Origin of the sequence: Spiroplasma endosymbiont of Nephrotoma flavescens, from assembly GCF_964030835.1 — a bacterium.
In the GTDB taxonomy this organism is placed as follows: Bacteria; Bacillota_I; Bacilli_A; order Mycoplasmatales; family Nriv7; genus Nriv7.
This window is the reverse complement of record NZ_OZ034982.1, coordinates 509,489-530,104: the sequence shown is the minus strand read 5'-3', so window position 1 is coordinate 530,104 and position 20,616 is coordinate 509,489. Positions and strand designations below refer to the sequence as shown.

The window sequence follows — 20,616 nt, the reverse complement described above, 5'->3', positions numbered from 1 at the left end:
TTTAATTACTAAACTAACCCTGCCTTTCTTGTTATTGTCATTTTTATTCATTACCATTTTATCATATTATTGAATTTTTACACAATGAAAAATTATTAATTTTATTAAATTTTAACTAATATTTTTGCTTACTTAAATCTATTATATTTATTTGTTATAGCATTACCTTTATAATTAATTCAACTATCATCATTTTTATTATTATATTTATTTCATAATGACTTTTTATATATTTCTTTTCTGATTTCTATTTCTGAATTAATATTTTCATTAATATAATGTAATACATTTAATTTGTTTGCTGAATTATACTTGTAAGTGCAAGTAAATAAAATTGCAAAAGATTTCATATAAAAATTTCATGATGCTAAGTTTATTTTAGAAAAAGTAAATTTAAGGAGTTTTTATATGGGATACAAACATCTTGGCATAGATGAAAGAATTTATATTGAGAATCAATTGAAATTTAAAGTAAAAATTAGTGAAATAGCTAAAAATCTTAATCGAAATATTAGTACTATTAATCGAGAAGTTAATAGAAATAAAGATAATAATCATTATTTTTCATTAATTGCACAAAATAAAGCAGAAAATAGAAAACAATTACATGTTTATTTTCATAAATTTAAAAATAGAGAATTAGTAAAATATGTACAACAAAAATTATTATTAGGTTGATCGCCTGAACAAATTTATGGCAGAATTAAAAATTTTCATCAAGAATGAATTATTAGTTTTAAAACAATTTACAATTGAATTTATTCTGGATTACTTGAAAAGGTTACTAGTAAAAATTTAAGAAGAAAAGGTAAGAAACGAAAATCTCAAGAAAATCGGGGTAAATTTAATGGTAAATCCATTAAAGAACGAAATGTTAATAATCGCATAACTCTTGGCCATTGAGAAGGTGATACTGTAGTATCATCACGAGGTAAAAGTAAATCATGTTTAATAACTTTAGTTGAAAGAACATCAAGATTTACTTTAGCAATATTAGTTGAAAATAGAACTACTAAAGTTATTAACAAAAATATTAGTCATTATTTATCAATTCTTCCAAATAATCTTGTTAAGACTATAACATTTGATAGGGGTAAAGAATTTGCTAATTGACAACAACTTGAAAAAAATTTAAATGTGAAAATTTATTTTGCTGATGCATATTCACCTTGACAAAGAGGTACTAATGAAAATACTAATGGTTTAATTAGAGAAAAATTTCCTAAAAAATTTAATTTTTCAAACACTACTAAAAATGCAGTTCATAAATTTATATTGTCTTTAAACCAAAGACCAAGAAAAATACTAAATTATCTTTCGCCAATCGAATATTTGGTTAGAAAAATAATTTAGTTGCACTTAACTTTACAATTTGGCTATATCAGAAAGGAATAAGATGAAAATTATTATTTTTGGTGGGAGTTTTGATCCTATTCATAATCAACATAAAGAAATTATGCTTCAAGCTTATGAACAATTAAAAGCTGATATGCTTTTAATTGTTCCTGCATATTGTTCACCTTTAAAAAAACGCCAATTAACTAATTCCCTTCATCGGATTAAAATGATTAATCTTGTCATTAGTAAATATCCTTGAATGAAGTTAGAAACTTGTGAGGTAGATCGTCAAGGCATTTCCTATACGATTGATACGGTAATATCTTTACAAGAAAAATATGGTTTTAATCATCAATATTATATTATTATTGGTTCTGATCAAGCTAATAATTTGCAGCGCTGACATAATATTGCGATTTTAAAAACTAAAGTTATTTTTGTTATTGCTCAAAGAGCCGAATATCTTTTAAATGAAAAAATATTACAATCATATAATAAAATTATTTTACAACCACTTTTTGCTAATATTAGTTCAACTAAAATTCGCCAAGGAATGATAACAACAATTGATTCTAAAGTTTTAGCATATATTAATGATAATTTACTTTATATTGCTGATCGTTTGTTATTACATATGGATAAAACTCGTTATCTTCATTGTTTAAATGTAGGAACAATGGCAAAACAATTAGCGAATCATTATCAAGTTAATTGTTTAAAAGCCGAAATAGCAGGTGTTTATCACGATATAACTAAACAATGAGAAGATGCTCAACATCAGCAATATTTACAACAGTATTTACCACAATTTTTAAGTGAACCCGTACCAACTTGACATTCAAAAACAGGAGCATTATATTTAGAACATCATTTAGGTTTTAATGATAAAGAAATTTTATTAGCAATTAGTAATCATACTACTGCTGCTGTTACAATGAGTAATTTAGATAAAATTATTTTTATTGCTGATAAAATTTCTTTTGAAAGAAATTATCCTCATATTGATAATTTACGAAAATTAGCCTTTACGAATCTTGATGAAGCTTTTAAAAAAATTTTTTATTATCATTATTTAGAAGTAGTTAATAAAAATGGTATTGATAATATTGGTCAAGAAATTGAAAAAGTTTATAAAAAATTTTTTTAAATTATGATAGCTAATTATATAATTAATTGTAAGGAGAATAAAAATGAAAAAAATTAGTCGTAGTTTTTCAGTTAAAGGTTTTTATACATTGATTTTTGCTATTGTTGGTACAATTGTTTTAATTTGAGATTTTATTGATTATTTATTTTTCCATTCTTATTTAGCAAAATATGATTTATTATATACTGATAAAGGAACAATTTTTATTTCTTTTTTTACGCAACAAACTAATATAATTGTTATTATTTATTTTTATTTTGTGGCATATTTTCATTTTACTTATCAAAAACTAGACATCCATTCCTTTTTGATTCGTTTATTTGTTACGGTATATATTGTTGTTACTTCAATAGTTTTTACGGCTGGTTTATTACCAGGAATTGTTAATAAAACTACATATGACCTTAAAGGTTGAATTTTTACCGCATTTTTACATTTTATTATTCCGATAGGAATGCTTATTTATTTTTTTTGAATGTCAGGTAAATTTCATTATGATTTACGAAGATTTAATCGTCAATCATTATATAAAGTTTATATTTATCCATTTTTTTATTTTTTGTTTATAATGGTCCGTGGTGAACTTCGCCATCAAAATTCATTTATTGATAGTCTTTATGAGAAATTTCCCTTAGAAAGTTTTGATTTAGAATATCCTTATTGATTTTTAAACTATCATCATTATACTTATGGTATTGCAACAATTACGGTAACATTTTTATTTATATTTATATTAATTACAGGGTTAACTTATTTATTTATTTCATTAAATAATGTTATTTTTGAAAAAAGACAATATCGTCATTCTAAAATGGTGCGCAGATAATGATAATTGGAATTATAGCGGCAATGGAGCCAAGAGTTAACAATTTTAAATAAGGAATTAAGTAAAATTGCTAAAAAAACAGATATTAGTGAGAATTTAGTTGTATGAAATTATCTTGACCACCAAATTATTATTACTGAAAGTGGTATTGGAAAAGTTAATAGTGCTATTAATACTTATCATTTGTTACAAAATTATAATTTAGATTTATTAATTAATATTGGTAGTGTTGGTGCTATTAGTGAAGAAATAAAAATTAGTTCATTATTTTTAGTTCAACAAGTCTTTTATTATGATGTTGATTTAACAGCATTTGATTATAAATATGGACAATTACCAAAATTGCCACAAGCATATAATTGTATTTATGAACCTTGAAAAAAATTTAGTAAAAATAATAATATTATGATAACTAATCTTGCTACAGGTGATAGTTTTATTAATAGTGTATCACAAGCACAAATAATTCAAGAAAATGTTGGTAAGAAAGTAACAATTGTTGATATGGAATGTGCAGCTATTTGTCAAGTAGCATATTTACAACAATGTCCCATCTTAGTTTTAAAAGCAGTTTCCGATAATGTTTATCATCAATTAAAAAATATTAATCAGTTTAATAAGAGTTTAGACAATATTAGTCGGAAGTTGGCAAAAATAACATTGAAATTAGTTACTGACATTATTAGTAAAGGGAGAATTGAAGATAATGGTTAAACATTATATTTTGGGTTTATTAACTTGAAGAACAATATATAAAGTTATTGCTATTAGTTTATGTATTGTTGTTTTGGTAATTGGTTATTTGATAGCTTTATTTGATTATCAAGGAACAGCTTTTGATGAAACCCCTACTAATGGTCGGAGTGGTAATTATTTAAGTTTTTTTGTGGTGCAAGTAAATATTTTAATTTTAGCATATTTTGTTAATGCGTTAGTCTTTTATCGTAATGAAGGATTAACAAGGTGAACTAAACCAACGGCCAAGATTGCTTTTTCTGTTTATGCATCATTTACTTTATTAGTTTATTGAATAATTATTTTTCCATGAGTATTAATATCTACACCGTATACTATTAAAGGTTGACATTGAATTATTATTGCGTTTCAAAATGGTATTATTCCTTTACTGTTAATTATTTACATTGTGATTATTAGTTATGAAGATATAATCTATTCAAGAAATTTTTTTCGTTGAAAGTTATGAATTATTATTTTATATCCCTTAATTTATTTAATGTTTATTTTAGTTCGGGGCGCATTACGCTTATTAGATCATAATAAACACCCAGATTTATTTACTACTAATGGTAAAATTGATTGGATTAAGATTTATAATTATCCATTTCTTTCATATAATCAAGAAGTTTCTTTTATTAATTTTGATGGTATATTTACTTTTATTTTCTTTATGATTATTTTTACTATTTTATTATTATTTTTAGTATGATTTTATGTGTATATTTTTAATTATCGTTATGATATGAAACATAAAAGAAAAAGGAGATAAAAATGAAAAATTATCGTAAAATTATTAATTATTTATATCTAGGAGATTATCAGTCAAAACCAGCATTTTGTGAATTTATCGTTAGTGCTGCGAGTGATTTTTTTGCTCAAAAAATCCCTAATCTTGATGACCAATCAGAACAAGTATATTTAAGCGATGATAAAAAAGAATTATATTTAAATTTGTTAGATTATCCAGAAATTGGTACCTTAGACAAAAAAGTTTTAAAAGCAGGTTTAAATTTTATTGATGAACATCTTAAACAGGAAAAAAATGTTTTCGTTCATTGTGTTTGAGGAGTTAATCGTAGTGCTTCATTAGTCTTTATTTATTTAGTTATTAATAACCATTTATCACAAGATAACTTTCATAGTGCTTGAAAACAATTTAAAAAAAATTATTCTCGTGCTAATCCGAACCCAGCTTATTGACATTATTTGAATCATGAGTTTCCTTATAATGATTTAAAAAATAAGTAAAATCTTTTTTAGTAATTAAGGAGAACATAATGGAAAAAATTAAAGGCTATTTAAAAACAATTGTTTTTGAAACTAATGGTTTTATAATTTGTAAGTTTTTGTTACATAATAGTATTAATCGTTATATTTTTGTTAAAGGTTATTTATTTAATTTACAACCTGAGCAGTTATATGAATTACAAGGGCAATTTGTTAGTCATCCAAAGTATGGTAAACAATTTCAAGTTGAACAATATGAAACAGTAATTATTGAAGACAATGAATATTTAGTGAAGTATTTGTCGTCACCATTATTTCCGACAATTGGTAAAACTACAGCTCAAAAGATTATTGATTGTTTACAAGATGATGTTTTAAATAAGATTTATTGTGATGCTAAGATTTTATTTAATATTGGTATTAAAAAAAATCAGGCACAAATTATTTATGAACAAATTAAAAAACAAAAAAATGATCATCAATTAACACAATGATTTTCACGAGCTCAGTTATCTTTTGATTTATTGCATAAGTTACAAGCCCAATATGGAGAAAAACTTTTAGAATTAATAAAAGTTAATCCTTATGTGTTAAGTGATCAATGTGAATTTTGAACTTTTCATAAAGCTGACCAACTCGCTAGAGTGTTAGAAATTAATCTTAATAATGTTTCGCGTTTAGTATATGCATTAAGATATATTATTCGTCAAGAGTCCTTTAAGACAGGACATAGTTATTTTTCAGTTAATATAATTTTAAAACAACTTATGAAGTATAGTATTTTAGATGAAAAATTAATTAATCAAGTAGTAATGCAAGCTATTAATGAAAATAAAATTATCGTTGATAATAATAATTTTTATGATATAGAAATTTATTATAGTGAAATTTTTATTGCTAAATATTTAAATCAATTACAAAAATTAGATAATAATATTAATGATGCTGTTATTATTCAAGATATTCATATTATTGAACAAGAAAATAATATTAGTTATAATAACGAACAACAATTAGCATTATTAAAATTTAGTCAAAAAAATTTAACCATTATTAATGGTGGACCGGGGACAGGAAAAACAACTTTAATTAAAGGAATTATTGCTTTATATCAAAAACATTATCCTCATAATACCGTTGCGATTTGTGCACCCACAGGAAGAGCCGCTAAACGATTAAAGGAGCAAACTAATGTTGAAGCAATAACAATTCATAAATTATTAAAATGAGATTTGCATCACAATAAATTTAATCATAATGAAACTGAACCATTAAATTTTGATTTAATTGTTGTTGATGAGATGAGTATGGTTGATACAATTTTATTTAATAATTTATTAGTTGCTAGCCCTAATTTACATAAATTAGTTTTAGTTGGTGATAACAATCAATTAACTTCTGTTGGTAGTGGCAATGTTTTAGGAGATTTATTACAAGTATTACATTTAAATATTATTAGTTTACAGAAAGTCTATCGTCAACTTGAAAAATCAGAAATTATTAATTTAGCATATCAAATGCAACAAAATAATTTTAGTTATGAATTTACTAATAGTAATGAAGTTCAATTTATTGAATATTATCAAATCCAGCAACTTTTAGAAAATTTGGCAAAGATATTTTTACAATTAGTTAATGAAAGCAATATCTTTGAAGTTCAGGTTCTTGCTTCAATGTATAATGGTCGTTGTGGCATTAATGCAATTAATGAAATATTGCAAGAAGCCTATAATCCTTTTTGTAAAGATAAAATGCAAATTAAAATTGCAACAACTATTTTTCGTGTTGGTGATAAAGTAATGCAAACTAAAAATGATAGTGAAAAAGATATTTATAATGGTGATATTGGGATTATTGATAACATTATTACTAATGAACAAAATAAACAAGTTATTATTATTCGTTATGAGCAAAGAATTATTGAATATCAGCATCAGGAGTTGAATAATCTTATTTTAGCTTATGCTATTTCTGTTCATAAATCACAAGGTAGTGAATATCCGTTTGTAATAATGATTATTGACAATAGTGCAACATATATGTTAAAAAGAAATCTTATTTATACGGCGATTACTCGCTGTCAAAAGAAATTATATCTTTTAGGTCAAAAAAATATTTTTATTAAAGCTGTTAATTCATTAGAAAAACCACGAATTACAACATTAGTTAAAAGATTAATGGAAAATAAAATAATCCATAGTGGTAAAATATCATCATAAATGATATCATCTAATAAGTGAAAAGTGAGGGATATTATGAAAAAGAATGTATCGCTAATAGTTATCTTTTTTTGATTAATACAAGTTCTTAATATTATTAGTGCTTGTTCTTTAAGTGTTAAAGATTTAAGCACTTTAAATAGTTTACAAGCAATTATTTATCAATCAAATAATCAATATAATAAACTACAACAAGAGATTATTAAAGAAGAACAATTTATTAAGCGCCCCCTTTCTACTAAGGCAAAAATTTAAATATTTTGCTGATAGTGAAGCAACTAATGATATTAGTAGTAATTTACAAGTGAAAGGGGATATATGAGTAACTATTTCTGTTGGGAATGATGAAAAGTATTGAACTGGTACTAGTAAACCATTACTAATGAGTCTTATTAGTCCGTTTACTGAAATTGCTAATTTTGGAAGTCCAGCGCAAACAATTCCAACTTTTAGTTATAGTAATGGTAGTTTTTATGTATTTTTACATAACAGAATTCTAAAAGGTGACCAAAGTGGTAACTTTCAAGAGTTAACCAATTGAACTGGTGGAATGATTTGAAGTCTTGCTGTTCATAATAATAATTTTTATTTAGGTACTGATAAGGGGAAAGTTTTTTTAGTAAAAGATTCTAATACTTTTGAAGAAATATTTAGTGTGCCTGATAGTGGTGCTAAAATTATCAGAATAGGTTCTTTTAATAATAGTTTATATGTTGGTGTAAATTATGGAATAAGTAGCAGTAAACTCTTTAAAGAAAGCACAGTTGGTAATTTTACTGAATTAAGTAATTTTGATAAAAACATTAATGATATGATTTTTGTTAATAACAATATCTATATTGCTCTCCAAAATGGTGAAGTTTTGAAAAGTGACAGTACTGGTAATTTTAATCTTTTTTTTAACTTGCTCGCGGAAATTAGAAATTTAGTATTTTATAATAATAATTTTTATGCTAGTAATTTTGCTGGGGTTATATTTAAAATTAATCCTAACGGTAGTTTTTATGAATTTGATAATTTTAATAGTAATTTAATTATAATATTAGAAGTAGTTGATGATTATCTGTATGCATTAACAACAGCATCGCCATTTTTCTTTACAGCGAAAGAAAATAATAAATTAAGTTTAGTAGAAAATGTTCTTAATAAGTTTTGAAAAGCAAAATTAATTTAAAATTTGTGATATTAATTTTCATGTCATTTTTAATATTTGGTATAATTAAAATAACAAATATTAAAAGAAGGTGAATTATATAGGCAATGGTTGATAATAAACCTAATTTATTTTGTATGAAAAAATTTTATATTTAAAAGGAGCATAGTTTTAGTTCAAAAAAGTAATTTATTAAAATTTTTATTTTTATCCTTTTTACTAATGTTAACTTCCATAAAATACCAAATTAATCTGCAACAAAATAATAAATATCATCAATTGTATGTTTTAGGAGATAGTTTGTCAGATAATGGTTCATTAGTAGGATTAGCAAATCAAATGTTAGGAAAAGTTCCCGGTTTTTTAAAAAGCTATGTGGGAATCAAAGAAATTGCCTTTAAATCACCATATTATAATAATTCTTTTAGTAATGGACCCGTTGCTGTTGAAGTTTTAGCTAATAAATTAGGAGGTTTATCTTTAATACCAGCATGATTTAATGAATTTAAAATGCTTTTTTTAGGATGAACCTTTGAAAAATCAGGTAATAATTATGCAACATCAGGAGCACAAGTAATTGGAACAGATAACTATAGTAAGTTTAGAAGTTTTTTACAAACAAAAATTTCTTTAACTTATCAAACAACAGCATTATTACAACAACATCAACTTCAAAGCGATGATTTAATTGTTATTATTATGGGCGGTAATGATGTTTTATGAAATACAAATATTACTGATAAAATGCTGGATGAAATTGTTTTAACGCAAGAAAATAATATTAATCGTTTAATTAATTCTAATGCTCAAAGAATAGTTATTGGTAATTTACCAGATGTATCTATGATTCCGATGGCAAAAGAAAAAGTAATGCTTTCTAATAAAAAAATCAAAATATATAATGAAAAATTAAAATTAATGATTGAAAAAGTTAATCATAAATATTATCAAACTGTTAAACTATATGATATTTATGCCTTGTTTTAAAAAGTCACTAGTAACTTTTTAAAACAAGGGAAAGAAATCTATAAGAGTTGTTCAAACTTAGATGTTGATCATCTTTTTGAAAAAGTTAAATTAGCAAAGGGAAATTTTGAAGTTGAATTTAATAATTATTGTAATATTAACAATATTGATGAATTTCTTTTTTTTGATCAAGTTCATCCTACAAAAAATGCTCATTATCAATTAGGATTAGAACTATTTAATTTAGTTAATTGGTGATAGCATAACTTACTGTCATATCTTAATTGCTCTATATTTTATATAGGGCAATTTTATTTTATATTTATAAATATTTTAAATAAATTTGATATAATCACTTTAAGTAATAAGCATCCTAAAAAATAAATATAAAATCTTCTCATAAAGGTTGTGATTCTCAAAAAAAGATTAATTAAGTTAAGATTTTAACTTATTAACGACTATATTGATAACTTATCATTTTTTTTGGATCTTATTATTTTATATGTAAAGGAGTGAATTATAATGTTAAATAATTCTAAAAGTTTATTAAGTTTATTTTTACTGACTTCATTAATAACAACTCCAATTAATTTACAAAACCATAATACTGAAAATCAAACAAAAAATCAAACAAAATATAATCAAATTTATGCTTTAGGCGACAGTTTATCGGATAATGGTGCATTAGTAGATTTAGTTAATACAATGTTAGGTAAAATCCCTAGTTTTTTAACAGGAATTGAAAGAGTAGAATTTCAACCGCCATTTTATGGCAATTCTTTTAGTAATGGACCCGTAGCTGTTGAAGTCTTAGCTAATAAGTTAAATTTATCTTTATCACCAGCTTTTCTTGCGGAATTTAAAATTAGTTTTTTAGGGTGAAAATTCCAACAATTAGGCAACAATTATTCTACTGGTGCTGCCCAAGTAATTGCTGGTACTAGTAATAATAAGTTTGGTAATTTATTACAAAGTAAAATTTCTTTAACAAAGCAAACAACAGCATTATTAACACAGCACAAAATTAAAAGTAATGATTTAGTTGTTATTATTTTGGGAGCTAATGATTTTGTATGAGTGGATAAAATTGATGATGCATTAATTGATAATGTGGTTCAAAGACAAGAAGAAAATTTGCGTCGTTTAATTGCTTCTAATGCTCAAAGAATAGTTATTGGTAATTTACCAGACATTGCTGATACTCCTATAATTAAAGAACGGCCATTAATTACTACTGAAGTTATTAAAAAATATAATCAAAAATTAGCAATAATGGTTAATAAAGTGAATAAAGATTTTGCTAACTATGTTAAATTATATGATTTATTTACAACATTTAAAAAGATAGCAAATAATTTTTTATTAGCGGGTAAAGAAACTAAAAAGGGTTGCTCAAAATTAGAATTAGATGGATTTTTAGAACGAGTAAAGAAAAATAAAGGTGACATTATTGTTGAATTTAATAATTTAAAAAATAGTTCTTACACATATTGTATAAGAACTATTTTTATTATTAATATTAATCAATTTAAAAGTAATAAATTAAGTAAAATCTTTATTTTTAAACACCCATCAGGTTCCAAAAATGACACCAATAGTTAAAAGAATATAGAAAACATAAGCACCAGGAATATTAATAATTTCTCTTGTAATATCAGGACGATATGAATATGAACTATCAGCATTTTTTACAAATCCAATATTCTTGTTAGTATTAATCTTATTTATATTATTATCATTCAAGGCTGGTGACACTAATAACTGTCAATGTTTAACAACATTTAAATATGAAATTGCAGTAGCTATTTTCCCCATCGTAACAGTAAATGGTGGTATCTTCTGACCTAATAATTTTCTTCATTCATCAAATTTGATTGCAAACCAATATCCCATAACCTTATTAAATTCTTGACTATCATCTCATACTCTCGTAATTTTATTAAATATTTTATATTTCAAAATGATATTAAACATTTGTTTATAATTAATGTTATATGGGTTACTAATATTATTTGTATTATCCACTGCTAATTGAAAATTTGTTTCTTTTCACGGTTCTATTGAATAATCAAAATAATTATATCCAACTTCACCACCATTGTCTTGTGCATATTTATTAATTGCATTTTTTCATTCATTAAATCCTGATTTTTCTAATTCAACATCACTTAATAAAAGTAATTTCCTAAAATCAGGAATTAACTTAAAGTCTTCATCTCATTCTGATTGTCTTTGAAATAAATTTGAACCAGCAGCCATCGGACTTATAAATGTATCAACTAAACCAAAAATTTGAATTAAACCAAGAAATAAAGCAGCAAATAATATTAAAACTTTTGAAGAAAAAACTAATGACAATAATAAAGCAGGACTAGAAATTAAAAACTGCAATAATATTAAAACTCCAATTAAAATAAAAATATTTTTAGCAAATTGACCCATAAAAATAAATGGTAAAACTTTAAAAAATAATGGTGTTATTAAAATTGGCAATCCTAAACAAATAATTATATAAGTTATAATTGTAATGTGAAATGCTAAGATTTTTTCTGTAACAAGTCTTGTTCTTGTCATTGGTAAAGTATTAAAAATTAATAATGTTCCATCACTAATTTCATCACGAAAAATTTGTGATGCTTTAGAATAACTTAATAAAATTAAAAAACTAATAAAAAAACCATATAAAATAGTAATTATTTGATTATTTAAAGAAACATATTCTGCTCTTATCACATCAGTAGTAATGTTAGAAACAGTTTCTAAACGCATATTTAAAAAATAAGATAATGAACCGACAATCGCTAAAGGAATTATTAAACCAATAATTAGAAAAACTCAAGATGAAATTGCTTTAATAATTTTATTTAAAATATAAAGCAAAATTGGCGCTCTAAAACTAAATTTATAGTTTTTACTTGTTACTTTTTGAGTTTTAATCGGCATTACTTCTTACCTTCCTTTTTATTACTGTTTTTATAACTAGACACAATTTCTGATTGTTGATCATTTTTAATAATTTGTTCATACAACTCAGTTAAGTCTGTTGTATACGGTTGTGTTGATTTAATTAAAATTTTATGTTCAAGCGCTAATTCACTAATATTTAACAATTCTTGATCATTTTTAATTTGCACCACAATTTTTTCATTCATTATTTGAACATCATAACCAGCTTTTTTTAATACTTTAATAAACAATTCTGGTTTTAAAGGATCAAACATATATAAATTTTGTTTTTTAGTTTGAATGATATCACTGTAAATAACATTACCATGATTTAAAATTGTAACTTCATCAATAATATTTTGTAACTCTAATAAAATATGTGATGAAATCAAAATGCTTTTTCCCATATCACGAAGTTTAATTAATTCATCAAATAATTCCATTCTTGCTGTTGGATCTAAATTAGCTGCTGGTTCATCTAAAATTAATATTTTAGGATTAGAAATAAGAGCTTGTGCTAATAATACCTTTTTTTTCATTCCAGAAGAAAAACTATTAGGATTTTTTCGTTGAAACTTTCATAAATTTAATTGTTCTAATGATGCTTTAGCTTCCTTTTTACTTTTTTTTCAATCGTTTCCTCGTAAAAAACTCATTCAAGTTAAATATTTATATGTTGATAAGTGCATTGGAAAACGAGCATTTTCAGGAATATATCCTAAAACTTCTTTAGCTACAGACAGCGTAGCATCTTTACCATCAATTTGTATTTCACCACTATTAGGAATAATTGAACCGATTAAACATTTAATTGTTGTTGTTTTTCCACTACCATTAGGTCCAATAAAACCATGAATTTTACCACTTTTTACTTTAATAGTAATGTTATTAACAGCAACTTGTTTTTTAAACCTTTTGGTTAATCCACTAATAGAAATTGCATAATTATTATTTTCCATTAATTTACTCCTTGTATATTTTATGACTAATGATGAATACGACCAGCTTATTTTCGTTTCATTGCTAATGCTTTAGTAAAAGAATAACTTTGTAAACCATTTCCACTTAATCCAATACAAATCCCTGTATTGCCAGCAATTAATTGCTTAATAGCTTCAGTTCCTAAAATTGTTGCTAAATAGCGATCCATTGCTGTTGGCATACCGCCTCTTTGAATATGTCCTAAGACTGTTGCTCGCGTAACATAACCACTACCTTTTTCAACTTCTTTCGCCAATTGATGAACATCATACAGTTTTTCCGTTACAAGAATAATTACCGAACGATACTTTTTCTCATAACATTTTTTAGTTTGCTGAATAATTTCTTCTTCTGTCAATTTATTTTCTGATGTACTAATAATTTCCACACCACTACCAATTCCCGCCAGCATCGCAATATCTCCACAATAACGACCCATAACTTCAATAATTCCACAACGATTATGAGATTCATTAGTATCGCGAACACGGTCAATTGCTTCAATAACGGTATTTAATGCCGTATCAAAACCAATAGTAAAATCACTTGATACAACATCATTATCTATTGTTCCTGGCAAACCAATACAATTTAATCCCATTGCTACTAATTTATTAGCACCTTGATAACTACCATCACCACCAATAACAATTAAATTATTAATTTCTAATTGTTTTAAATTATTAATCGCTCGTTGTCTTACTTCTTCCTTTGCAAATTCAGGATAACGGGAAGTACCAATCGCTGTTCCCCCACGATTAACAATTTTTCTCGCAAAGTCTTCATTAGTTTCTTCAATTCAACCTTGTGTTAAACCTTCATAACCATCCCTAACAATGTAAGGCAGAATATTATTTGCTATTGCTTTTTTAATTATTTGCGCCACCGTATTGTTCATTCCTGGCGCATCGCCACCAGAAGTTAATATCGCAACTTTCTTCATCAATTTTGCCATTTTTAATTTATCCCTTCTAAATATTTAGTATTTTAATTATAGCAAAAATATATTCTCCACAATATACTAATTTATTAAAGTGCTATTTGTCTCCTTAATAATTAATTAGTTGGGGACTATACTATTAATTTGTTATTTTTTAAAAAGGTATCCTTAATAAAATTTTAATTTTATCGTTAAACCTCCTTTACTACTACAATAGCAAGAATAGAGTGAAAATCGTTTCTAATCTAATTAAAGAAATAATATTTTTAAATAAAAAATATCTCCCAATTAACTAGGAGATATTTAAAGGTTTTAAGATTTTAAGATTTTTTTGTTAAGTTATAAAATGTTTCCATTCCATCATATTCACCAGTAGCACCTAATTCATGTGCAATCGTTAAGAGACGATTATATTTAGCAATCCGATCGGTTCTTGACATTGAACCAGTTTTAATTTGTCCAGTGTTTAAAGCGACCGCTAAATCAGCAATAGTTGTATCCTCAGTTTCACCTGAACGATGTGATACAACTGTTGTTCAATTAGCTTTTTGCGCCATTTGAATCGTCGCAATCGTTTCACTCATTGTTCCAATTTGATTTACTTTAATTAAAATTGAGTTAGCCGCTTGCTTTTCAATACCTTCTTTTGTTATTTTAGGATTAGTTACAAAAATATCATCTCCCATAATTTGGACTTTATTACCTAATTTTTCTGTTAATTTAACAAAACCATCTCAATCATGTTCTGATAGTCCATCTTCAATAGAAATAATCGGATATTTATTAACTAACTGTTCTAAATACGAAATCATTTCATCAGTAGTTTTTTCAACAACTTTGCCACTTTTTTTGCTTAGTTTTTTAAAGACATAAATTTTTCGTTCTTTATCATATAGTTCGCTAGAAGCACAATCCATTGCAATTTTAATATCTGTACCAGCTTTATATCCTGCTGTTTCAATTGCTTTAACAATAACATCTAATGCACCTTCATTATCTAAATTTGGAGCAAATCCACCTTCATCACCAACAGAAGTAGTATCACCAGCATCGTGTAAAATTTTCTTTAAAGTATGAAATACTTCTGCTGCCATTCTAATTGCTTCTTTAAAATCAGGAGCACTAACCGGCATAATCATAAACTCTTGAAAATCAATTGTGTTGTCTGCATGTTCTCCACCATTAATAATGTTTAACATTGGTACTGGTAATTTTCTAGCACTAATACCACCAATATATTGATATAATGGTAAACCTACTTCATCAGCACCTGCACGCATAACTGCCATTGATACTCCTAAAATCGCATTAGCTCCTAATTTTTCTTTATTATCTGTACCATCTAATTTAATCATCACTTGATCAACTAAAAGTTGATTAGTAACATCCATTCCTACTACTTTTTCACGAATCATTTTATTAATGTTAGCAACAGCTTTTAAAACACCTTTACCCATATATCGCTTTTCATCGTTATCTCTTAATTCTAAAGCTTCTAATTCACCTGTGGATGCCCCTGACGGAACCAAGGCTTTGCCGTAACCAAATTGACTTCACACTTCCACTTGAATTGTGGGATTACCACGAGAATCTAAAACTTCTATTGCTCTTACATCTGTAATTCTTGACATCTATTACTATCCTCCTCTAAATGAGATATATATTATATATTATAGCAAAAACTAGACAAAGACACACAGAAAATATGATTGTGGTCGCGTTTAGTTTTCTTAGGTATTTTTTAAAAAAGCTGAATTATACTTGTAAGTGCAAGTAAATAAAATTGCAAAAGATTTCATATAAAAATTTCATGATGCTAAGTTTATTTTAGAAAAAGTAAATTTAAGGAGTTTTTATATGGGATACAAACATCTTGGCATAGATGAAAGAATTTATATTGAGAATCAATTGAAATTTAAAGTAAAAATTAGTGAAATAGCTAAAAATCTTAATCGAAGTATTAGTACTATTAATCGATAAGTTAATAGAAATAAAGATAATAATCATTATTTTTCATTAATTGCACAAAATAAAGCAGAAAATAGAAAACAATTACATGTTTATTTTCATAAATTTAAAAATAGAGAATTAATAAAATATGTACAACAAAAATTATTATTAGGTTGATCGCCTGAACAAATTTATGGCAGAATTAAAAATTTTCATCAAGAATGAATTATTAGTTTTAAAACAATTTACAATTGAATTTATTCTGGATTACTTGAAAAGGTTACTAGTAAAAATTTAAGAAGAAAAGGTAAGAAACGAAAATCTCAAGAAAATCGGGGTAAATTTAATGGTAAATCCATTAAAGAACGAAATGTTAATAATCGCATAACTCTTGGCCATTGAGAAGGTGATACTGTAGTATCATCACGAGGTAAAAGTAAATCATGTTTAATAACTTTAGTTGAAAGAACATCAAGATTTACTTTAGTAATATTAGTTGAAAATAGAACTACTAAAGTTATTAACAAAAATATTAGTCATTATTTATCAATTCTTCCAAATAATCTTGTTAAGACTATAACATTTGATAGGGGTAAAGAATTTGCTAATTGACAACAACTTGAAAAAAATGCTGAATTATACTTGTAAGTGCAAGTAAATAAAATTGCAAAAGATTTCATATAAAAATTTCATGATGCTAAGTTTATTTTAGAAAAAGTAAATTTAAGGAGTTTTTATATGGGATACAAACATCTTGGCATAGATGAAAGAATTTATATTGAGAATCAATTGAAATTTAAAGTAAAAATTAGTGAAATAGCTAAAAATCTTAATCGAAGTATTAGTACTATTAATCGAGAAGTTAATAGAAATAAAGATAATAATCATTATTTTTCATTAATTGCACAAAATAAAGCAGAAAATAGAAAACAATTACATGTTTATTTTCATAAATTTAAAAATAGAGAATTAGTAAAATATGTACAACAAAAATTATTATTAGGTTGATCGCCTGAACAAATTTATGGCAGAATTAAAAATTTTCATCAAGAATGAATTATTAGTTTTAAAACAATTTACAATTGAATTTATTCTGGATTACTTGAAAAGGTTACTAGTAAAAATTTAAGAAGAAAAGGTAAGAAACGAAAATCTCAAGAAAATCGGGGTAAATTTAATGGTAAATCCATTAAAGAACGAAATGTTAATAATCGCATAACTCTTGGCCATTGAGAAGGTGATACTGTAGTATCATCACAAGGTAAAAGTAAATCATGTTTAATAACTTTAGTTGAAAGAACATCAAGATTTACTTTAGTAATATTAGTTGAAAATAGAACTACTAAAGTTATTAACAAAAATATTAGTCATTATTTATCAATTCTTCCAAATAATCTTGTTAAGACTATAACATTTGATAGGGGTAAAGAATTTGCTAATTGACAACAACTTGAAAAAAATTTAAATGTGAAAATTTATTTTGCTGATGCATATTCACCTTGACAAAGAGGTACTAATGAAAATACTAATGGTTTAATTAGAAAAAAATTTGCTGAATTATACTTGTAAGTGCAAGTAAATAAAATTGCAAAAGATTTCATATAAAAATTTCATGATGCTAAGTTTATTTTAGAAAAAGTAAATTTAAGGAGTTTTTATATGGGATACAAACATCTTGGCATAGATGAAAGAATTTATATTGAGAATCAATTGAAATTTAAAGTAAAAATTAGTGAAATAGCTAAAAATCTTAATCGAAGTATTAGTACTATTAATCGAGAAGTTAATAGAAATAAAGATAATAATCATTATTTTTCATTAATTGCACAAAATAAAGCAGAAAATAGAAAACAATTACATGTTTATTTTCATAAGCCAAATTGTAAAGTTAAGTGCAACTAAATTATTTTTCTAACCAAATATTCGATTGGCGAAAGATAATTTAGTATTTTTCTTGGTCTTTGGTTTAAAGACAATATAAATTTATGAACTGCATTTTTAGTAGTGTTTGAAAAATTAAATTTTTTAGGAAATTTTTCTCTAATTAAACCATTAGTATTTTCATTAGTACCTCTTTGTCAAGGTGAATATGCATCAGCAAAATAAATTTTCACATTTAAATTTTTTTCAAGTTGTTGTCAATTAGTAAATTCTTTACCCCTATCAAATGTTATAGTCTTAACAAGATTATTTGGAAGAATTGATAAATAATGACTAATATTTTTGTTAATAACTTTAGTAGTTCTATTTTCAACTAATATTGCTAAAGTAAATCTTGATGTTCTTTCAACTAAAGTTATTAAACATGATTTACTTTTACCTCGTGATGATACTACAGTATCACCTTCTCAATGGCCAAGAGTTATGCGATTATTAACATTTCGTTCTTTAATGGATTTACCATTAAATTTACCCCGATTTTCTTGAGATTTTCGTTTCTTACCTTTTCTTCTTAAATTTTTACTAGTAACCTTTTCAAGTAATCCAGAATAAATTCAATTGTAAATTGTTTTAAAACTAATAATTCATTCTTGATGAAAATTTTTAATTCTGCCATAAATTTGTTCAGGCGATCAACCTAATAATAATTTTTGTTGTACATATTTTACTAATTCTCTATTTTTAAATTTATGAAAATAAACATGTAATTGTTTTCTATTTTCTGCTTTATTTTGTGCAATTAATGAAAAATAATGATTATTATCTTTATTTCTATTAACTTCTCGATTAATAGTACTAATACTTCGATTAAGATTTTTAGCTATTTCACTAATTTTTACTTTAAATTTCAATTGATTCTCAATATAAATTCTTTCATCTATGCCAAGATGTTTGTATCCCATATAAAAACTCCTTAAATTTACTTTTTCTAAAATAAACTTAGCATCATGAAATTTTTATATGAAATCTTTTGCAATTTTATTTACTTGCACTTACAAGTATAATTCAGCTCTATTAACTTCTCGATTAATAGTACTAATACTTCGATTAAGATTTTTAGCTATTTCACTAATTTTTACTTTAAATTTCAATTGATTCTCAATATAAATTCTTTCATCTATGCCAAGATGTTTGTATCCCATATAAAAACTCCTTAAATTTACTTTTTCTAAAATAAACTTAGCATCATGAAATTTTTATATGAAATCTTTTGCAATTTTATTTACTTGCACTTACAAGTATAATTCAGCATAAATTTAAAAATAGAGAATTAGTAAAATATGTACAACAAAAATTATTATTAGGTTGATCGCCTGAACAAATTTATGGTAGAATTAAAAATTTTCATCAAGAATGAATTATTAGTTTTAAAACAATTTACAATTGAATTTATTCTGGATTACTTGAAAAGGTTACTAGTAAAAATTTAAGAAGAAAAGGTAAGAAACGAAAATCTCAAGAAAATCGGGGTAAATTTAATGGTAAATCCATTAAAGAACGAAATGTTAATAATCGCATAACTCTTGGCCATTGAGAAGGTGATACTGTAGTATCATCACGAGGTAAAAGTAAATCATGTTTAATAACTTTAGTTGAAAGAACATCAAGATTTACTTTAGCAATATTAGTTGAAAATAGAACTACTAAAGTTATTAACAAAAATATTAGTCATTATTTATCAATTCTTCCAAATAATCTTGTTAAGACTATAACATTTGATAGGGGTAAAGAATTTGCTAATTGACAACAACTTGAAAAAAATTTAAATGTGAAAATTTATTTTGCTGATGCATATTCACCTTGACAAAGAGGTACTAATGAAAATACTAAATGGTTTAATTAGAGAAAAATTTCCTAAAAAATTTAATTTTTCAAACACTACTAAAAATGCAGTTCATAAATTTATATTGTCTTTAAACCAAAGACCAAGAAAAATACTAAATTATCTTTCGCCAATCGAATATTTGGTTAGAAAAATAATTTAGTTGCACTTAACTTTACAATTTGGCAATTTAATATAATTAGCTGATTGTTTTACTTCTTCAAAGCAATACCTAAGATAACTAAACGCGACCTTTCTTTATAATTTACTTTGTTATTTTTAATAACTTTGATAGAATATATTTATTGTAGGGGTATAGTTCAATGGTAGAACGGCGGTCTTCAAAACCGCGCGCTTGTGGGTTCAAATCCTGCTACCCCTGCCAATAAAATTAGTTATTAAGGATGATAGCAATATAAAAA

General features: G+C 25.0%; 24 protein-coding genes and 1 tRNA gene. 18 read left to right on the top strand and 7 right to left on the bottom strand.

Annotation, left to right across the window (positions count from 1 at the left end):
- Nucleotides 1–128: 128 nt before the first annotated feature.
- Complete coding sequence (locus AAHN02_RS03165) at nt 129–350, bottom strand: hypothetical protein (RefSeq protein ID WP_342278153.1); 222 nt, start codon at nt 348–350, stop codon at nt 129–131.
- Between the two features lie 58 nt (nt 351–408).
- Here AAHN02_RS03165 and AAHN02_RS03160 point away from each other — a divergent pair, with 58 nt between their 5' ends.
- From AAHN02_RS03160 to AAHN02_RS03110, 11 genes are all read left to right on the top strand, one after another.
- Nucleotides 409–1,353, top strand: coding sequence for an IS30 family transposase (locus AAHN02_RS03160; protein ID WP_342277599.1), 945 nt, complete (start codon nt 409–411; stop codon nt 1,351–1,353).
- Between the two features lie 43 nt (nt 1,354–1,396).
- Nucleotides 1,397–2,485 carry a nicotinate-nucleotide adenylyltransferase gene (locus AAHN02_RS03155; protein WP_342278152.1) on the top strand — a complete coding sequence of 363 codons (1,089 nt, stop codon included), beginning with the start codon at nt 1,397–1,399 and terminating at the stop codon, nt 2,483–2,485.
- 43 nt (nt 2,486–2,528) lie between these two features.
- A complete protein-coding gene (locus AAHN02_RS03150) occupies nt 2,529–3,311 on the top strand; it encodes a hypothetical protein (RefSeq protein ID WP_342278151.1) in 783 nt (260 codons plus the stop codon).
- A gap of 36 nt (nt 3,312–3,347) precedes the next feature.
- On the top strand, nt 3,348–4,025 hold the full coding sequence (mtnN, locus tag AAHN02_RS03145; RefSeq protein WP_342278182.1) for a 5'-methylthioadenosine/S-adenosylhomocysteine nucleosidase: 678 nt from the start codon (nt 3,348–3,350) through the stop codon (nt 4,023–4,025).
- Entirely contained in the window at nt 4,018–4,818 is an 801-nt protein-coding gene (locus tag AAHN02_RS03140) for a hypothetical protein (RefSeq protein ID WP_342278150.1), read from the top strand. The genes mtnN and AAHN02_RS03140 overlap by 8 nt, the downstream gene beginning before the upstream one ends.
- Nucleotides 4,819–4,820: 2 nt before the next feature.
- Nucleotides 4,821–5,297 (top strand): dual specificity protein phosphatase, encoded by a 477-nt coding sequence (locus tag AAHN02_RS03135; RefSeq protein WP_338967917.1) that lies wholly within the window; start codon nt 4,821–4,823, stop codon nt 5,295–5,297.
- A gap of 29 nt (nt 5,298–5,326) precedes the next feature.
- The gene (gene recD2, locus AAHN02_RS03130) at nt 5,327–7,495 is read left to right on the top strand and encodes an SF1B family DNA helicase RecD2 (RefSeq protein ID WP_342278149.1); all 2,169 of its coding nucleotides are present in this window, start codon (nt 5,327–5,329) and stop codon (nt 7,493–7,495) included.
- Nucleotides 7,496–7,531: 36 nt separating this feature from the next.
- On the top strand, nt 7,532–7,750 hold the full coding sequence (locus tag AAHN02_RS03125) for a hypothetical protein (RefSeq protein WP_342278148.1): 219 nt from the start codon (nt 7,532–7,534) through the stop codon (nt 7,748–7,750).
- Between the two features lie 49 nt (nt 7,751–7,799).
- Nucleotides 7,800–8,669, top strand: a complete 870-nt coding sequence (locus AAHN02_RS03120) for a hypothetical protein (protein ID WP_342278147.1) — start codon at nt 7,800–7,802, stop codon at nt 8,667–8,669.
- A 201-nt stretch (nt 8,670–8,870) separates the two neighbouring features.
- Nucleotides 8,871–9,635, top strand: coding sequence for an SGNH/GDSL hydrolase family protein (locus tag AAHN02_RS03115; RefSeq protein ID WP_342278146.1), 765 nt, complete (start codon nt 8,871–8,873; stop codon nt 9,633–9,635).
- Between the two features lie 501 nt (nt 9,636–10,136).
- Nucleotides 10,137–11,216 (top strand): SGNH/GDSL hydrolase family protein, encoded by a 1,080-nt coding sequence (locus AAHN02_RS03110; RefSeq protein WP_342278145.1) that lies wholly within the window; start codon nt 10,137–10,139, stop codon nt 11,214–11,216.
- Here the strand turns inward: AAHN02_RS03110 and AAHN02_RS03105 are convergent.
- The 4 genes from AAHN02_RS03105 to eno form a co-directional block, all read right to left on the bottom strand.
- Nucleotides 11,157–12,557, bottom strand: a complete 1,401-nt coding sequence (locus AAHN02_RS03105) for a hypothetical protein (RefSeq protein WP_342278144.1) — start codon at nt 12,555–12,557, stop codon at nt 11,157–11,159. The two genes, AAHN02_RS03110 and AAHN02_RS03105, sit on opposite strands and share 60 nt — an antisense overlap.
- The gene (locus AAHN02_RS03100) at nt 12,557–13,519 is read right to left on the bottom strand and encodes an ABC transporter ATP-binding protein (protein WP_342278143.1); all 963 of its coding nucleotides are present in this window, start codon (nt 13,517–13,519) and stop codon (nt 12,557–12,559) included. The genes AAHN02_RS03105 and AAHN02_RS03100 overlap by 1 nt, the downstream gene beginning before the upstream one ends.
- A gap of 47 nt (nt 13,520–13,566) precedes the next feature.
- Nucleotides 13,567–14,496 (bottom strand): 6-phosphofructokinase, encoded by a 930-nt coding sequence (gene pfkA / locus AAHN02_RS03095; RefSeq protein WP_342189813.1) that lies wholly within the window; start codon nt 14,494–14,496, stop codon nt 13,567–13,569.
- 305 nt (nt 14,497–14,801) lie between these two features.
- Nucleotides 14,802–16,112, bottom strand: coding sequence for a phosphopyruvate hydratase (eno, locus tag AAHN02_RS03090; RefSeq protein WP_342278142.1), 1,311 nt, complete (start codon nt 16,110–16,112; stop codon nt 14,802–14,804).
- A gap of 226 nt (nt 16,113–16,338) precedes the next feature.
- Between eno and AAHN02_RS03085 the strand changes: the two genes are divergently transcribed.
- From AAHN02_RS03085 to AAHN02_RS03065, 4 genes are all read left to right on the top strand, one after another.
- Nucleotides 16,339–16,461 carry a helix-turn-helix domain-containing protein gene (locus AAHN02_RS03085; RefSeq protein ID WP_342278141.1) on the top strand — a complete coding sequence of 41 codons (123 nt, stop codon included), beginning with the start codon at nt 16,339–16,341 and terminating at the stop codon, nt 16,459–16,461.
- 36 nt (nt 16,462–16,497) lie between these two features.
- Nucleotides 16,498–17,079 (top strand): IS30 family transposase, encoded by a 582-nt coding sequence (locus AAHN02_RS06410; protein WP_425289506.1) that lies wholly within the window; start codon nt 16,498–16,500, stop codon nt 17,077–17,079.
- 90 nt (nt 17,080–17,169) lie between these two features.
- Nucleotides 17,170–18,000 carry an IS30 family transposase gene (locus AAHN02_RS03070; RefSeq protein WP_342278138.1) on the top strand — a complete coding sequence of 277 codons (831 nt, stop codon included), beginning with the start codon at nt 17,170–17,172 and terminating at the stop codon, nt 17,998–18,000.
- Between the two features lie 90 nt (nt 18,001–18,090).
- Nucleotides 18,091–18,333 carry a helix-turn-helix domain-containing protein gene (locus AAHN02_RS03065; RefSeq protein WP_342277269.1) on the top strand — a complete coding sequence of 81 codons (243 nt, stop codon included), beginning with the start codon at nt 18,091–18,093 and terminating at the stop codon, nt 18,331–18,333.
- Here AAHN02_RS03065 and AAHN02_RS03060 read toward each other — a convergent pair.
- Both AAHN02_RS03060 and AAHN02_RS03055 read right to left on the bottom strand, forming a co-directional pair.
- A complete protein-coding gene (locus tag AAHN02_RS03060; protein ID WP_342277391.1) occupies nt 18,330–19,274 on the bottom strand; it encodes an IS30 family transposase in 945 nt (314 codons plus the stop codon). The two genes, AAHN02_RS03065 and AAHN02_RS03060, sit on opposite strands and share 4 nt — an antisense overlap.
- Nucleotides 19,275–19,364: 90 nt before the next feature.
- Nucleotides 19,365–19,514 carry a helix-turn-helix domain-containing protein gene (locus AAHN02_RS03055; protein WP_342277390.1) on the bottom strand — a complete coding sequence of 50 codons (150 nt, stop codon included), beginning with the start codon at nt 19,512–19,514 and terminating at the stop codon, nt 19,365–19,367.
- Between the two features lie 68 nt (nt 19,515–19,582).
- On the opposite strand from AAHN02_RS03055, the gene AAHN02_RS03050 reads away from it, so the two are divergent.
- The 3 genes from AAHN02_RS03050 (at nt 19,583) to AAHN02_RS03040 (ending at nt 20,579) form a co-directional block, all read left to right on the top strand.
- Nucleotides 19,583–20,215: an IS30 family transposase gene (locus AAHN02_RS03050; protein WP_342278137.1), complete on the top strand. Its 633-nt coding sequence runs from the start codon at nt 19,583–19,585 to the stop codon at nt 20,213–20,215.
- On the top strand, nt 20,190–20,357 hold the full coding sequence (locus AAHN02_RS03045) for a hypothetical protein (RefSeq protein ID WP_342278136.1): 168 nt from the start codon (nt 20,190–20,192) through the stop codon (nt 20,355–20,357). The genes AAHN02_RS03050 and AAHN02_RS03045 overlap by 26 nt, the downstream gene beginning before the upstream one ends.
- Before the next feature lie 146 nt (nt 20,358–20,503).
- Nucleotides 20,504–20,579: transfer RNA gene (locus tag AAHN02_RS03040), tRNA-Trp, on the top strand.
- The last annotated feature ends 37 nt before the right edge of the window (nt 20,580–20,616 follow it).